The organism is Streptomyces diacarni (assembly GCF_003323715.1).
Taxonomy (GTDB): Bacteria; Actinomycetota; Actinomycetes; order Streptomycetales; family Streptomycetaceae; genus Streptomyces; species Streptomyces diacarni.
This window is the reverse complement of record NZ_QOIN01000043.1, coordinates 274293-289205: the sequence shown is the minus strand read 5'-3', so window position 1 is coordinate 289205 and position 14913 is coordinate 274293. Positions and strand designations below refer to the sequence as shown.

The window sequence follows — 14913 nt, the reverse complement described above, 5'->3', positions numbered from 1 at the left end:
CAGCGCCCGGCTCGGTTCAGTCCGCGCTCACCGGATGCACACGGAAGCGCAGCGCGAAGTGGTCGAGGGTGGCGGGCACCGGAGCCGCGGGCCGCAGTCCGGGGTGGGAGGCGAGGGTGTAGCCGTGCCCTTCCAGCAGCGCGGCCAGCAGGGTGCTGACCGTGAACAGCACCAGGTTCTCGCCTGGGCAGCCGGCGGGGCCCGAACTGAACGGGACGAGCGCCGGGTTGGCGCGGGCCTGCCGCCCGGTCTCCTCCGTCCACTGGCGGGGCGCGAAGCTGTCGGCGTACGGGCCGGCGGGATCGGCGCGGTGCAGGTAGGGCGTGTAGAGCGCGAAGACCGTGCCGGCCGGCACGGTGCCGCCCTCCCACGAGGTCTCGGTGGTGCTCTCCCGCAGGATCAGCGGCGTGGTCGGCCACAGCCGTACCGACTCCAGGGCGCAGCCGCGCAGGTAGGGCAGCTCGCGCGGCGCGGCGGGTGTGCCGCCGAGCGCCTCGGCGCGCGCCTGCTCGCCCTCGCGCGGGTGGGTGGCCAGCAGCGCCAGTGCCCGCGCCGCCGCCATGCCGGCCGCGTCGTAGGCGAACAGCCAGTGCGGGATCTGGCCCGCCCGGTCGGTACCCGACGCAGCCGGGGTGCCGGCGACCCGCTCGGCGAGGCTGCCGGGCTCCGCGCGGGCGACGTAGGAGCGCACCCGGGCGAGGAAGGCGCTGCGCAGCCGCTTGCGGCGCGGTCCGGCCAGCGACCAGTTGGCGGCCGAGCGCAGCGTGCCCAGTTGCGCCGTGAGCGTCGTGTCGTCCCGGGCGGCGTCGCCCAGCACGATCCGGCGCACCGTGCGCCACCAGGCGGCGTCGAAGTCCTCCCAGCGCAGTTCGCCCGACCGCTCGCCCTGGGCCAGCAGCTGCGCCGCCTCCTCGCGGATGACGCCGGTCAGCGGCCCCGCCAGGTCGTGCAGTGGCTCCGGCGTCTCCAGCACCTGCTCGACGAAGTCCCGTCGCTCGGCGCGCTCGCGCCCCCCTGAGATGAGCACCCCGTGCGGCTGGAACTGCGCCAGGGAGCCGCGTTTCTCCACCGTCGCCGGGCTGAACGGGTCCGGAGTGCCGGCGAGGACGCGTTCCGCGTCGCCGGGGTCCAGCACCATCGCGTACGCACGGGCGCGCACCGTCAGCGGCAGCGGACCGGAGCCGTGCAGGGCCCGCAGCGCGCGCATCCGCTCCACGCCCCGCCGGTCCCAGCCGGTCCGTTCCAGCAGCGACATGGCGCGCGGCCTGCGCACGATCACTCCGCCCGCCACCACGGGCAGCAGCACATCGCCTACCACCCCGGCCGCCTGACGGGCGCTCAGCGGCGGCAGCTCCCTGCCGGGCGCGTCCCGGGGACCCGGCGTGGTGGAGAGGGCGTCGGTCAGTCGCATCTGTCACTCCGCTCGTCGGCGCGCCGGACGCTCCGGCGGCTTACGGGGGCGTCGTCCTCGCGTGGGGATTCCCCAAAGCGTCGCGGTACCCGCAGGTCACGAGGGGAAACGACGCGCGGGGGCCGCTGGGTGCGGGGTGCGGATCCGCTCCTTTCCCCGCCGCGCGCGCTGGCGTTTCGTGCCGGGCGAGTGGTGGTACCCACTGACCCGTTCCGTCCGCGTGTGCTTCGTTGGGCGAGGGGAGGCGGCCTGATGGCGCGTCGGCTGACGGCGGCCCTGGAGCTGGGCGCCTGGTGGGTGGCGCTGGCCGGGCTGTGGCTGGTCCTCATCCAGACGGTCGACACCCTGGAGTGTGGTGTCGGCGCGGGCGCGGCCCTCCTCGCCGCCTACGGCGGGCGGGCAGCCCGCAGGGCGGCGGTGCGGCGGTGAACGGCTGGCTCGCCGCGGCCTGCGCACTGCTCCTCGTCGGTTTCCTGCCCGCCCTGCTGGGCATCTGCACGGGCCCCGTCCGCAGGCGCGTCCTGGCGCAGAACCTCGCCACCGTGCTCGCCGCCCTCGTCATGCTGCTCCTCTCGCAGGGCTACGCACGTCCCTCCTACACGGACATGGCGCTCGTGCTGGCCGTGCTCGGTCCCGTCGGCACACTGGTCTACGAGCGGCTGCTGGGCGAGGAGTTGCGGGCCAGCAGGCCGCGCCCCCTGGTGACCCGGACGATGACCGTGCTCGGTGTGGCGCCCGTGCCCGCGGTGGTGCTGCCGGTGTGCGTGGCGGCCACCCCCGGAAGGACCACGCTGAAACTCCTGTTCATCGGGTGCCTTCTGGTGGCGGGCAGCGCCCTGTGCACCCGGGCGTTGACGACCCCGCCGGGAGGGGGTGGCTCCGATGGGCGGTGACCTGCCCGTCGTGGTGGCGCTGCTGCTGGTCGCCGTCGCGGGGACGGCCGCGGTCCTGGCCCGCGACCCGGTGCGTCAGGCCGCCGTCCTGGCGGGGCTCGGGCTGGCGCTCGCCCTGCTGTTCGCCGTGCTCCAGGCCCCCGACGTGGCACTGTCCCAGCTGGCCGTGGGCACCGCGCTCACCCCGCTGATGGTGCTGCTGTCCGTACGCAAGGTGCGGCGCAAAGCGCGCAGCGAACGGCGGGAGGAGCACGAGTGAGCCCGCGCGTGCGGATGGCGGTCCTGGCCGCCGGCCTTCTCGGGCTGGCCGCGCTGCTGGGCGCCGCTTCCTCCAACTTCCCGCCTTCGGCGGCTCCTTCCACCCCTACGGGCGGCACGCCGTCGAGGCCGCGCTCGGCCGGCACACCTCCAACACCGTCGCCTCCGTCAACTTCGACCAGCGGGCCTTCGACACCCTGGGGGAGCAGGCCATCCTCTTCGGGGCGACCCTCGGCACGGTCGTCATCCTGCGCACGGCCCGCGACGAGCACCGCGTCGAGCCCCAGGCGGCGCCCGTGCCCGCACCGGTGCGCCGTTACGCGCTGGCGGTGCTGCCGCTCACGCTGCTGACGGGGCTCTACGTCGTCGCGCACGGGCAGGTCAGCCCCGGTGGCGGGTTCCAGGGCGGCGTGGTGGCCGCGACCGCGCTGCACCTGCTCTACATCGCCATCGACTACCGGGCGCTGCGACGGGTGCGCTCGGTCGCGCTGTTCACCCTCGCCGACGCGGCAGGGGAGGCCGGCTACCTGCTGGTCGGGCTGGGCGCACTGCTGTCCGGGGCCGCCTTCTTGCGCAACGTCCTTCCGTACGGCACCACCGGCACGCTCGCCTCCGGGGGCACGGTGCCGCTCCTCAACGCCGCCGTCGGCGTCGAGGTCGCCGCCGCTGTCGTGGTGTTGCTGGCGCAGTTCCTCGACCAGGCCATCGTGATCGAGTCCGCGGACGGCTCGCAGGACCAGGGGCACACGCCGCAGGGCGGGGCGAGCGGCCGGACGAGCGAGGGGCGCACGCCGCAGGGTCAAAAGAGCGCGCCGGGGAGCGAAGGGGGCCGGCGGTGAGCGTTCTGCCGTACCTGGTGGCCGGGTGGCTGTTCCTGGTCGGCTGCTACGGGCTGGCCACCAGCAGGAACCTCATCCACGCCGTGGGGTCGCTCGCCGTCTGCCAGGCCTCCACCTACGTGCTGCTGCTGGCCGTCGGCTACCGGCACGGCGGTACCGCGCCCGTCTTCTCCGACATCCGGCCGGGCTCGCGCCCCGTCGTCGATCCGGTGGTGCAGGCCCTCACCCTCACCGACGTCGTCGTCGGCGCGACTCTCACGGCGCTGCTGCTGGCGCTGGTCGTGCAGGTCTCCAAGCGGCACGGCACGGTCGACCCGGACGAGTTGCGGGAGCTGCGCGGATGACGGCGGCGCAGGCACTGCCCGTGCTGGTCGCAGGGCCGCTGCTCGGCGCGGCCGTCCTGGTGGCGACGGGACGGTGGCTGCCCCGCTACGTCGCCGACGTCTTCGCCGCCGTCGTCGCCGGCGCCGCCGCCGCACTCGCCGTGGGCGTGCTGGTGGCCACCGCCGACGGTGCCACGCCCGTGGAGTGGGTGGGCGGCCGGCGGCCACGGGACGGTGCCGGGGTGGGCATCGTGCTGGTGGGGGACGGCATCGGGCTCGGCCTTACCGCGCTGGTCTCCGTGCTGGTGGTCACCGCGCTGATCTACTCCTGGCGGTTCTTCGACGATCCGCCTTCCCACCAGACCGGCGCCTTTCCCGCGCTGATCCTCGCGTTCCAGGCGGCGATGTGCGGCTTCACCCTGACCGGGGACCTGTTCAACGCCTTCGTCTTCTTCGAACTGATGGGCGTCGTCGCCTACGCGCTGACCGGGTACCGCGTCGAAGAGGCCCGCGCGGTCCAGGGCGCACTCACCTTCGGATTCCTCAACTCCCTGGGCGGCTACGCCATCCTGCTGGGCGTCGGACTGCTCTACGCGCACACGGGACAGCTCGGGCTCGCCCAGATCGGGCAGCACCTGGACGCCGGCGGCGAGAGGTCGGGGGCGCTGGTGAAAGTGGCGTTCGTCCTGGTGGCGACGGGCTTCCTCGTCAAGGCGGCCGCCGTGCCCTTCCACTTCTGGCTGCCGGACGCGCACACCGTGGCACCCACCCCGGTGTGCATGCTGCTGTCAGGCGTGATGGTGCAGTTGGGCGTCTACGGTGTGGCACGGCTGTACTGGACGGTCTTCGCGGGCAGCGGCGCGCTGCCCGAGGAGGCCGTGCACCGTGCGCTGCTGGCGCTGGGCGTGCTGACCGCCGTCACGGGCGCGCTGCTGTGCTGGCTGCAACGGCACGTCAAACGGCTGCTGGCCTTCTCCACCATCGCGCACACCGGACTCTTCCTCGTCGCGCTGGCCGTCCTCACGCCCGAAGCCGTCTCGGGCACCGCGCTGTACGTCCTCGGACACGCCGGGGTCAAGGCCGCGCTGTTCGCGTGCGCGGGGATCCTGGTGGACAGGTTCGGGAGCGTCGACGAACAGGAACTGCACGGCAGGGGCACCCGGCTGCGCCCTGTGGGCGTCCTGTTCACCGTCGGCGGGCTGGCTCTCGCCGGGCTCCCGCCCTTCGGCACCGGGCTGGGCAAGGCGCTCTCGGAGGAGGCGGCGGGCGGGTGGCCGACCGTGCTCTTCGTGGCCGTCTCCGCCGCCACCGGAGGGGCGGTGCTGCGCGTCGCGGGCGGCGTCTTCTTCGGGCTCGGCTCGCCGCCCGCCGACGAGGACCGCCCGCACGCCACGGGACGTCACCGACAGGACGGCGCGGAAGCGCACGAGGACGCGGAGACCACCGGCGCCGACGAGCCCGAGGAGACCAGGGAGAGGGTGACCAGGGCGCCCGACACCATGTTCGCCGCCGCCGCCGCGCTGCTCGCCGCGGGGCTGGCGGTCGGCTGCGTGCCGCCGCTGTGGTCCGCCGTCAGCCGGGCCGCCGACAGCTTCACCGACCACAGCGGCTACGCCATGACGGTCCTGCACGCCACCGAGCAGCATCTGCCGCACTCCCCGGTGCCGCACTGGTCACCGGCGGGCGTCGCGCTGGGCCTTGCGTCGGCCGCGCTCGCCGCAGCCGGGGCCTGGGGGGCCCTGCGGACCGTGCCCAGCGGCGTGCGGCCTGGCTGGTCGCTGCCGCTGCGGCGGCTGCACTCAGGACATGCCGGCGACTACGTCGCCTGCGCGGTCGCGGGGCTGACCCTGCTGGCCGCGCTGGTGTGGTGAGCCGCAACCACGGGCGCACGGGCGGACACTCCACCGGGTGGTGAGGCCTCCGCGCATGCGCCCCCTTTGCGCGCCCCCATAACACACTGCGTACGCGCGGTTTCGATGTGTGGCCAAAACTCCTCGTCTCTCCCCTGCGATGAGCTTGTATGTATGGAGCTGCGCCTGTCATGCGGCTATCAGGCACTTAGGGGGACTCATAGTGATCCGGGTACTGCTGGTACACGATGTACGCATCCTCAGATGCGGGCTGGCGGCTCTGGTCGGATCGGAACCCGACATGGAGATCGAAGCCGTGCCGGGGAAGGAGGCGACACGCTCCGCGCGCGCACTGAGGGCCGACGTGTGCGTCGCGGACGCCGACGTGACAGGACGCCTGCCGCTCCACGAACTGGCCGGCCCCGCCCGCACACCGCACGACCCCTTAGGTTCCGGGCGTCAGGTGCCGCGCCGCCTGCTGGTACTCGTCAGCCAGCACTGCCCCGGAGCGCTGCGCCGGGCACTGGACGCGGGAGCGCGCGGCTTCGTGTGCAAGGACGCACTGCCCGAACAGCTGGTGGCGGGCATCCGGCGGGTCGCCGCGGGAGAGCGCTTCGTCGACAACGCGCTGGCCGGCACGGTACTGCGCGCCTCCGAAGTACCGCTCAGCGCACGCGAACTGACCGTCCTCTCGGCGGCGGCCGAGGGGGCCGGCATCACCGAGATAGCGCGCCGACTGGGACTCTCGGCCGGCACCGTGCGCAACTACATGTCCGCCATCACCCGCAAGACAGGCGCCCGCAACCGCGTGGACGCCATCCGCATCTCCCAGGGCGCCGGCTGGCTCTGACGCACGCCAGAGCGCTCCCTCCCCGGCCGCCGTGCACGTCGTCCAAGAGCGCGCGGCTGCCCCGCCCTACCCCGTGCGTTCCTCACCCGCGGCCTGCCGCTCGGCGGCGAGCGGGTGCGGGGCCCAGCCGGCGGTCAGGTCGCGGTAGAGCGGAGAGCACGCCAGCAGTTCGCGGTGGGTGCCGCAGCGGGTGCGGGAGCCGTCCAGCACCAGCACCCGGTCGGCCCGCAAGGCCGAACTGATCCGGTGCGCGATCACCACCAGCGTGCCGCCCCGCTGGGCGAAGGCCGACTCGGCGCGCTCCTCGGCGGCCGGGTCCAACTGGCTGCCCGCCTCGTCGAGAACGGCCAGCGGCGCAGGGGAGAGGTAGGCACGTGCCAGCGCCACCTGCTGCCGCTCCCCGGCGGAGAGCGCCGCCGCCTCCACCTGCCCCGCCAGGCCACCGAGCCGCCGGACCAGCGCCTGGGCGCCCACCGCCTCCACGGCGGACGAGAGCGCCGCGTCCGGCAGCGGCGGGCAGTGCCCCGGCAGCAGGCACGAGAGGTTCTCCCGCACACTCCCGGTGAAGACGTAGGACTCCTGCGGGATCAACACGCGCTGCTCCACGGGCAGCACGCCGTCGGCGGACCCTGTCGCCGTCGCCGTCGCCGTCGCCGTCGCCGTCGCCGTCGCCGTCCTGCCGGACAGCCGCACCTCCCCGTACGAGGGCCGCAACAGCCCGGCGACCAGCAGCGCGAGGGTGGACTTCCCCGCGCCGCTGGGGCCGACGACCGCCAGGTGACCGCCCGCCGGTACCTCCAGATCGAGCCCGCACAGCACCGGCCGCGCCGCCGGACCGTACGCGAAGGAGACATCGCGCAGCACCAGCGCGGGTGGCGGCGCTCCGCCGAAGCCACGCGGGACCGGTACCCGCGAGGGGCGGTGCGCCGCTGACGCGCCGCGCGGCGGGCGGCGGGCGCCACCGGGGCCCGCGTGCGCACCGTGCTCCGTCAGCGCGGGCGGTCGGTGTGCTGATGCGTCGGGTGCCGACGCCCTGGCCGCCGCGGGGTCCGGCACCGCGGGGACCGGCGCTACAGGTTTCGGTGCCGAAGGGCCCGGCGCCACGGGCTCCGGCATCGCAGGTTCGGGCGCCCCCGGGAGCAGGCGGCCGATCACCACGGTGAGCCGGGCCCCGGCGCCGCCCAGCCCGTGCACCAGGCCTTGCAGCGCGGGCAGCAGAGCCTGGGTCAGGTAGGTGAGCGCGCCCGCCAGTTCCCCGGCGCTCACCCCCTGGCGCAGCAGCCAGGGGGCGAGCGCCAGCAGCAGCACGAGGGGCAGTCGCCCGCCCAGCCCCAGCGCCACCGCCCGGGCGATTCCCCAGTACGCGAGCGCGTCGGCGGCGCGCCGTTCGGCGTCGACGCGTCGGCGCAGCGCCCCTCGCACCGCCTGCCGCGCGCCGCAGGCGGCCACGTCCCGCAGCGCACGCACCGCGGTTCCCGCCTCGGTGGCCAGTTCCTCGTCGGCCACCAGGAAGTCCCGCTGCCGCCGGGCCAGTGGGCGCAGTGTCACCGCGAAAACGGCCAGGCCCGCGGCCAGCGGTGGCAGGACGACCAGCAGCAGTGGGGGCGCCAGTGCCGCCAGGCCCGCGAGCGTCCCGGCGAGGCTGACGGCGAAGGAGCGGGAGACCATGACCACGCCCGCGAAGCTGTCCCGGGCGATCTCTACCTGGTGGGTGAGCCGGGAGACGGAAGAGGTACCGGCGTCGCCGCTTCCGCGCCCCGGTGCGACCGTGGCCGTGACCGCCTCGCACAGGCCGCGTTCCACCACGCGGCGCACCAGCGTGTCGCGCAGCGGCTCGGCCAGCGCGGCCACCTGGCGGTAGACCCGCGCCGTGCCCAGCGCTCCCACCAGCAGCCCGAGTCCCGCGGCGGCCAGCCACCACAGTCCGGTGGCGGGGCGTCCCGCGAGGAAACCCGCGTCCAGCGCGCGGGCCAGCGCGAAGCCCAGCGCGAAGGTGTGGGCCGCCTCCAGCACCGACCAGCCCGCCAGCGCCCACAGCGCTGCCGGCCGGCGCCGCAGGAAGCGCAGCCCCGCACGCACCAGTCCAGGTCGCACCAGTCCCGGTCGCGGCGGTGCCGCTCGCCGCGCTGTCCCTCGCACCCGTGCGGGGTCGCGGCGGTGTCTTCCGCGGCGTGCGGGCGGCGGCGCTGTGGGCCGCTCCGGCGGGTCACTCATCGGCCCCGCTCCCGAACAGCGCCCGGTAGGCGGGCGTCTTCCACAAGTGCCCGTGGGGGGCGACCGCACGGATTCGGCCACCCTCCAGCCACGCGGTCAGGTCCGCGCGGGCGGCCGTCGAGGCCCGGTGCGCGACGACCAGCCGGGTGCCTGCCCCCTCGCCCGTACGCGTCAGCGCCCGTGTCACCTTCAGTTCCGTCACGGTGTCCAGGCTGGAGGTGGCGTCGTCCAGAATCAGCACACGGGTGTCCTGGGCGAACGCGCGTGCCAGGCCGACGCGTTGCACCTCTCCGCCGGACAGTGGCGCCTCTTCCCGCGGGGTGTCGTAGCCGTGGGGGAGGGTGCGGACGAAGTCGTCGGCGCAGGCCATGGCCGCCGCGTGGCGCACCCGCGCCTCCGGCGGCCCGTGCCCGGCGGGGACGCCCGCCGCGATGGCCTCGCCCACCGTCGCGCCGAAGAGTACGGGACGCTCGAACGCGAAACCGACGGCGCGCCGCAGTTGCGCTGAGGCCAGGTCGGCCAGGTCGACGCCGTCCAGCAGCACCCGCCCCGCGTCCGGCTCGGCGAGCCGACCCGCGACCGCCGCCAGCAGCGACTTGCCCGAACCCGAGCGGCCGACCACTGCCACGGTGGCTCCGGCGGGTACCACCAGGTCCACGTCCCGCAGCACCGGCTCGTCCCCGTACGAGGCGTGCACACCGCGCAACTCGAGCCGGCCCCCGCAGGGCCTGGCGGTGGTCTCCGGCAGCACGCGGTGCCCCTCGCGCAGCTCGGGTACGGCCAGCACCTGAGCCAGTCGCAGGGCGGCCGTGCGGCTGCGTACCAGCGCGTTGAGCTGTCCGACCAGCGTGCCCACGCCCGCCGCGAGCGCCGCGTACCGCGTGGCGGCGACCAGCCCGCCCACGCTCAGCTCCCCCTCGCCCACCAGCAGACCGCCGACCGCCACCACGGCCATCTGGAGCAGCGGCACCAGCACCGCCGCCTGCGCGGTGGCCCGCCCCTGGACGCGCCACGTGCGGTGCCCGTGCTCGGACAGTTCGGCCAACGGCTCCAGCACGCGGGCGCGTTCCCGGCGCTCGATGCCCGCCGCCGCGATGGTGCGGGCCCCCGACAGCGCCTCGACGAGCCGCCCCGCGATCCGCGCCTGAGCTTCCTGGTAGCGGGTGACACACGCCGTGGACGTCCGGGAGAACGCCCGCAGCAGCAGCACGAGCAGCGGCGTGCCCGCCGCGAAGACGGCGGCGAGCCGCAGGTCGAGCAGGGCCAGCGCGACGAGACCGCCCACCGGGGTGACCAGCGCCGCCAGCGCGGAGGCGGCACCGGCGGGGCCCGTGCCCGCGTGCGCGGCGTTGCCCGTGCAGCGGGTCACCAGGTCCCCGGAGGAGAAGCGGCCGGCCCGCAGCGGGGAGACGGCCAGCAGGTGCCCGGCGATCCTGGAGCGCAGCCGGGCGGTCGTACGGGAGTTGAGCGTGCCGGTCAGGACCGTCTCGGCGGCGTCCAGCACGACCAGCGCGCAGGTGAGCGCGGCGCAGACCGCGAGCCAGCCGCCCGTGCCGCTCGCCACCGTGCCGTCCACGCCGGCGCTCCCCGAGCCGGTGCTCGCCGCGCCCTGGCCCGTGCCGGCTCCGACCCCGGCACTGGTCAGCAGCAGGTCGAGCGTGTGTCCGAGCGCGGCGGGCAGTGCCAGTGAGGCGCCGGCCGCCGCTGTCGCGGACAGGAAGAGGGCCGCCGTGCGCCACCGGTGACGGCGCCCTTCGGCGAGCAGCAGCCGGTCGGCCGGGGCGTGCGGGCCGCCGGGGCGCCCGGCGGCCGCGGGGCGCCGCCCTGCGGCCCGCGGCCCGGAGACAGGGGAGTGCCCCTGGGCGGGGGCAGAACCCCGCCCAGGAGCACCGGGTGTGTGTGTCACCCGGTCACAGGCACAGGAGCGTGCTGTGGGAGCTGTGCTTGTCGCACAGGAGGAGGCTCGCGCTGCTGTCGTCGCCGCCGCCGGTCCGCTCCTCGGGCTCCAGCGTCTGCAGGTCGAGAAGTGCCATCGTGGTGTTCCTTCCCATTCGGGTGATCGGTGTGTGTTACAGGGACGGTGGTGCTTCGGTACGGCCTTTGTCCCCAAGGCCGGTCTGTGGGCCGCCGCCGGGCGTGTGGGCGCCGTCGGACAGCGGGTTGGGGGCGCCCGTCACGGGCGGGAGGAACGGCAGGCTCGGCGGTGTCCGGCCGCAGCGGACGGCCGCGGCGGCACCGACAGCGAGCAGGCAGCCCGCCGTGCCGGTCGCCAGGTCCATCGACAGTCGCATCATCTGGTCGCCGGGGAAGGCGAGTCCGCCCCCGTAGGCCATGCCGTACCAGCCGAGTCCGGCGAGCTGGGCCGCACGGTCGCCCTCGGTGACGTGGGGGGTCGTGGTCCTGCTCAGGTGCAGCAGCATGCCCGCGCGTCCCTGGAAGAGTCCCGGCTGTGCGTAGTACCGCATCCGGGCGGCGGGCAGGATGCCCGCGCGGGCCCGTGCGAACGCGGTGTGGCCTGGGTGGTGTGCGAGGAAGTCGTCGAGGACCGTGGCGATGCCCACGCTGCCCGCGCCCAGGTACGGCATGGTGCGGCGTCCCTCGTCCACCTGCCAGGTTCCCGCGCTGTCCCGCACGCACCGCGCCAGGTCCCGGGCGAGCGCACGCTCCGCCAGGTCGAGCAGCGCGGGCTCGCCGTGCCGCTCGTACAGCCGCAGGAAGAGCAGCGCCGCGCCGGTCGCGCCGTGCAGCAGCCCGGCTCTGTCGGCTCCTGGCCGGCCGTCGTCCGGCTCGTCCAGCCGTTGGGCGAGCAGCCGCGCGGCCTCGGCGGCGGAGGTGTGCAACCCCTCCTCGCCGGTCTGCTCGGCGAGTTGCCCGAAAGCGAGGCCCAGCCCGGCGAGACCGCCGAACAGGGAACCGCCCAGCCGCTGCCACTTCTCCTCCAGCACCCGCTCGGTCAACTCCAGCGCACGCTTGGTGTGTCCCGCACGTGCCAGGACGAGCGCCACCCCCGGCAGCCCGTCGTAGAGGCCCAGCGGGGTGCCGCGCGGCGGGGGATCGGTGTGCCGCAGCAGCCACTCCTCGCCCTCGTGCCAGTGGCCGGCTTCCGTCTCGGCGAGCGCGTGGAGCACCCCGGCAGCGCCGTACGCGAGCCCCAGGCCGCCGCCGTCGCCGAACTGGGCGACGTCGCCGGGGAAGAGGCGGTCGTCACGCCCGGGCGTCGCGGAGGCGAGCACGGCCTCGACCATCGCCTCCCGCGCGGCGGGCCAGTCGCCGGGGCCGCCGGGCGCGCCGACGGCCGGCACGAGAGCCGCCACGGAGATGAGGGAACGGGAGGCGGCCGGGGCGCCGCTGTCCGCGCGTTCGTCTTCCTCCGTGCGTTCGTCTCCCTCCGCGCGGGTGTGCCTCTCCGCGCGGGTGTCGTCCTTCGCGCGGCGCGTGCCGTCCTCCGCGCGGGTGTCGCTTGCCGGGCGTGAGCCCTCCGCCGCGCGCGCGTCGGGTCCCTCGATGGTGGCGACCGCCTCGGCCAGGAAGTCCTCGGGGACGCCGGGGAACTGCTCGGCGGCGATCCGCGCCAGGTGCCGGGCCTTGCCCCGGTCGATCGCCAGCAGCGTCGTCATCGGCAGGAACAGGGCGAGCGCGAGACAGGCCAGCGCGTAGCGGTCGATGTCGTAGCGGCTGCGGTCGGCGGGCGCGAGGAAGCCGGGGTGTGCGACGATCTGCCGTGGATCGTCCTCGGCGCGCGCCGCCGCCTCGAAGTCCAGCAGCGTCACCGTCTGTTCGTCGGGCGCCAGCATGATGTTGAACATGTGCAGGTCGTTGAAGACGATGCCCCGCGCGTGCACCGCCTCGACGGCCTCGGCGACCAGCCGGTGGACGCGCAGCGCCCACGCGGTGTGGCGGGACACCGCCTCGGGATCCGGGTCGGCGCTCAGCAGGGGGTGCCGCTTGGCGAAGAAGGAGTTGAGGGGCTGGCCCGGCACCTCCTCCATCACCAGGAACCGGTGCCCGTCCACTTCCAGCCAGTCCTTGAGGGCCGGCACCACCGGCAGCCCGGCGAGCTGGTTGAGTGCCGCCTTCTCGCGCTCGAGACGGGCGACCGCGTCGGCGCCGTCGGCGGCGAGCCCGGCGTGCGGCCTGGCCTCCTTGAGGACGACCCGGCTGCCGTCACGGGTGTCGGTGCCGCCGTAGACGCCGCCGCCGTTGGAGAAGTGCAGCGCCTTGTCGATGCGGTACGGCAGGTCCGCGACGGTCGCTGAGGCGCGGGCCGCCAGCTCGGGACGGAGAAAGGCGGGCAGCTCCACCCCGTCCGGCACCCGGAACGCGGGGTCCTTGCGGTCGGGTACCAGGTTGCCGTGCGCGTCCTCCACCGCGGGGACGAGCCGGCCGTGCGGGTCGACGCAGAACCGGGGGGCGAATCCGCCGTAGCGCACGTACAACGGGCCCTGACGCCAGCGCAGGTCGGTGAGAATGTAGGGGCCGGGTCTGGAGTGCAGCTCCTCACCCAACTCCCGCACCACCATTTCCAGCTGGCTTTCGTCGGCGGGGTAAATGGTGGCGAATTTCCCGCTCGTGCCGCGTCCGGCGTATTTCGCGTTGCGCAGGTAGAGCAGTGTGCGATGCGGAACGTATTTGAAGGGAATGTTCCGGGGAACGCAGTAGTCCCAGACGGCCTCGCCGATCTCGTTCGCGTTCCACAAGGTGGCCGACGCGTGGATCTTCCAGCCCTGGAGCGGGAACGTGCCGGTCAGCGGCCGCAACTCCAGCCAGTCACCCGAGCGTGTGCTGCGCCAGCCCGCGGGGACGGGCCGGTGCGAGACGGCGAACGCTCCCGGGTCCTTCGCGGTTTCTCCCTCGCGGGACGCGGAATCCGACAAGCGTTCTGGCGTGTCATAGAAATGCCGGTTCGCGAGACAGAATATCTCGTACCGCTTGTCCATCGTTCCCCTCCCCTGGGAAGCACGGATCAAGCGTGCAGCACGGGGAGGGGAAAGGGGTAGTCAGTTCTGTCATGAATACGCCGTGAGGAACGCACGGGTAACCCGTGCACGAATCCCCACGAAGCCCCATGGGAAGTCCCCACGGAAGTCGTCAGATTCCGCCGCCGGGCCCGGCGGCACCGAGCCCCAGGTCGCCTCCCGGCGCGGCCGCGAAGTGCCGGGCGACCTCGGCCTCGCCGACCTCGTCCAGCGTGCCGGGCGACCAGCGCGGCCTGCGGTCCTTGTCGATGATCTGGGCCCGCACCCCCTCCGTCAGGTCGGGTGAGGACAGCGCCGCCACGGACGTGCGGTACTCCTGGTCGAGCGCCTCCTCCAGCGAGGACAGCCCGCGGGCGCGGCGCAGCGCGGCGAGCGTGACCTTCAACGAGGTGGGCGACTTGCCCTCGATGGCCACGGCCGCCTCCTTGGCGGCCGTCGTGCCGCTGCTGCGCAGACGGTGCAGGATCTCCGCCACGTCGTCCGCGCCGTAGCAGGGATCGATCCACGCCCGGTGCCCCGCCAGAGTCCCCTCGGGCGCGGACTCGGCGAACTCCTCCAGCGCCTGGGCGGGCGCGGCCTGAGCGAGCGCCGCGGCGAAAGAGCCCAGCCGGTCGGCGGGCACGAAGTGATCGGCGAGCCCGCACAGCAGCGCGTCGCCCGCACCCACCGTGCCGGCCGTCAGCGCCAGGTGCGTGCCCAACTCGCCCGGCGCCCGCGACAGCAACCAGGTTCCGCCCACGTCCGGCACGAACCCGATGGTCGTCTCCGGCATGGCGACCTTCGCCCGCTCCGTGACGACCCGCACCCCGCCGTGCGCCGACAGGCCCACACCGCCGCCCATGACCACACCGTCCATGAGGGCGACATACGGTTTGGGGTAGCGGGCGATACGCGCGTTGAGCCGGTACTCCTCGGCCCAGAACCGCGCCGATTCGGCGCCGCCGCCGCGGCGTACGTCGTCGTGGATCGCCCGGATGTCCGCGCCCGCGCACAGGCCGCGCTCACCCGCTCCGCCGAGGACGACTGCCGCCACCTCCGGGTCGTGCTCCCAGGCGTCGAGCGCCTCGGCGATGCGCCGGATCATCTCCCCGTCGAGGGAGTTGAGCGCGTGCGGCCGGTTGAGCAGCAGGCGCCCGACGCGGCCGTCCTTGCGGACGAGGACGGGCGGTTCGGTCTCGGACATGGACGCGGGGCTCCTTCGCACGCGACGACGGTGGACGCTCTCGCGGGCCACCGTACGTGGCACGCCGCGGCACCACCGCCGCCCCCTCACCACGGGGTGTGCGGCGCGGCACACCG

The 14913-nt window shown here is 74.8% G+C and carries 12 protein-coding genes and 1 pseudogene; 7 read left to right on the top strand and 6 right to left on the bottom strand.

The features are described 5' to 3' along the window. Nucleotides 1-16: 16 nt before the first annotated feature. On the bottom strand, nt 17-1411 hold the full coding sequence (locus DTL70_RS15340; RefSeq protein WP_114022468.1) for a cytochrome P450: 1395 nt from the start codon (nt 1409-1411) through the stop codon (nt 17-19). Between the two features lie 252 nt (nt 1412-1663). Here DTL70_RS15340 and DTL70_RS33555 point away from each other — a divergent pair, with 252 nt between their 5' ends. The 7 genes and pseudogenes from DTL70_RS33555 to DTL70_RS15310 all read left to right on the top strand — a co-directional run bounded on the left by DTL70_RS33555 (nt 1664) and on the right by DTL70_RS15310 (nt 6424). After that, entirely contained in the window at nt 1664-1840 is a 177-nt protein-coding gene (locus DTL70_RS33555) for a hypothetical protein (protein ID WP_181860936.1), read from the top strand. Continuing rightward, nucleotides 1837-2304, top strand: coding sequence for a monovalent cation/H+ antiporter complex subunit F (locus tag DTL70_RS15335; RefSeq protein WP_114022467.1), 468 nt, complete (start codon nt 1837-1839; stop codon nt 2302-2304). The genes DTL70_RS33555 and DTL70_RS15335 overlap by 4 nt, the downstream gene beginning before the upstream one ends. Then, the gene (locus DTL70_RS15330) at nt 2294-2563 is read left to right on the top strand and encodes a DUF4040 domain-containing protein (RefSeq protein ID WP_114022466.1); all 270 of its coding nucleotides are present in this window, start codon (nt 2294-2296) and stop codon (nt 2561-2563) included. The genes DTL70_RS15335 and DTL70_RS15330 overlap by 11 nt, the downstream gene beginning before the upstream one ends. Beyond that, nucleotides 2560-3401, top strand: a pseudogene (locus DTL70_RS15325) (MnhB domain-containing protein). Before DTL70_RS15330 ends, DTL70_RS15325 begins: the two are co-directional and overlap by 4 nt. After that, nucleotides 3398-3745 (top strand): sodium:proton antiporter, encoded by a 348-nt coding sequence (locus tag DTL70_RS15320; protein ID WP_114022465.1) that lies wholly within the window; start codon nt 3398-3400, stop codon nt 3743-3745. The pseudogene DTL70_RS15325 and the gene DTL70_RS15320 overlap by 4 nt, the downstream one beginning before the upstream one ends. After that, entirely contained in the window at nt 3742-5595 is a 1854-nt protein-coding gene (locus DTL70_RS15315; RefSeq protein ID WP_114022464.1) for a complex I subunit 5 family protein, read from the top strand. Before DTL70_RS15320 ends, DTL70_RS15315 begins: the two co-directional genes overlap by 4 nt. A gap of 202 nt (nt 5596-5797) precedes the next feature. Then, nucleotides 5798-6424, top strand: coding sequence for a response regulator transcription factor (locus DTL70_RS15310; protein WP_114022463.1), 627 nt, complete (start codon nt 5798-5800; stop codon nt 6422-6424). Between the two features lie 66 nt (nt 6425-6490). Here the strand turns inward: DTL70_RS15310 and DTL70_RS15305 are convergent, their stop codons facing one another. From DTL70_RS15305 to DTL70_RS15285, 5 genes are all read right to left on the bottom strand, one after another. Next, nucleotides 6491-8518, bottom strand: a complete 2028-nt coding sequence (locus DTL70_RS15305) for an ATP-binding cassette domain-containing protein (RefSeq protein ID WP_245979385.1) — start codon at nt 8516-8518, stop codon at nt 6491-6493. A gap of 112 nt (nt 8519-8630) precedes the next feature. Then, complete coding sequence (locus tag DTL70_RS15300) at nt 8631-10544, bottom strand: ABC transporter ATP-binding protein (RefSeq protein WP_114022461.1); 1914 nt, start codon at nt 10542-10544, stop codon at nt 8631-8633. Between the two features lie 4 nt (nt 10545-10548). Next, nucleotides 10549-10671, bottom strand: coding sequence for a SapB/AmfS family lanthipeptide (locus tag DTL70_RS15295; protein WP_114014651.1), 123 nt, complete (start codon nt 10669-10671; stop codon nt 10549-10551). 36 nt (nt 10672-10707) lie between these two features. Continuing rightward, a complete protein-coding gene (gene lanKC / locus DTL70_RS15290; protein ID WP_114022460.1) occupies nt 10708-13575 on the bottom strand; it encodes a class III lanthionine synthetase LanKC in 2868 nt (955 codons plus the stop codon). A gap of 151 nt (nt 13576-13726) precedes the next feature. Next, nucleotides 13727-14797 carry an enoyl-CoA hydratase/isomerase family protein gene (locus DTL70_RS15285; protein WP_114022459.1) on the bottom strand — a complete coding sequence of 357 codons (1071 nt, stop codon included), beginning with the start codon at nt 14795-14797 and terminating at the stop codon, nt 13727-13729. Nucleotides 14798-14913: the final 116 nt, after the last annotated feature.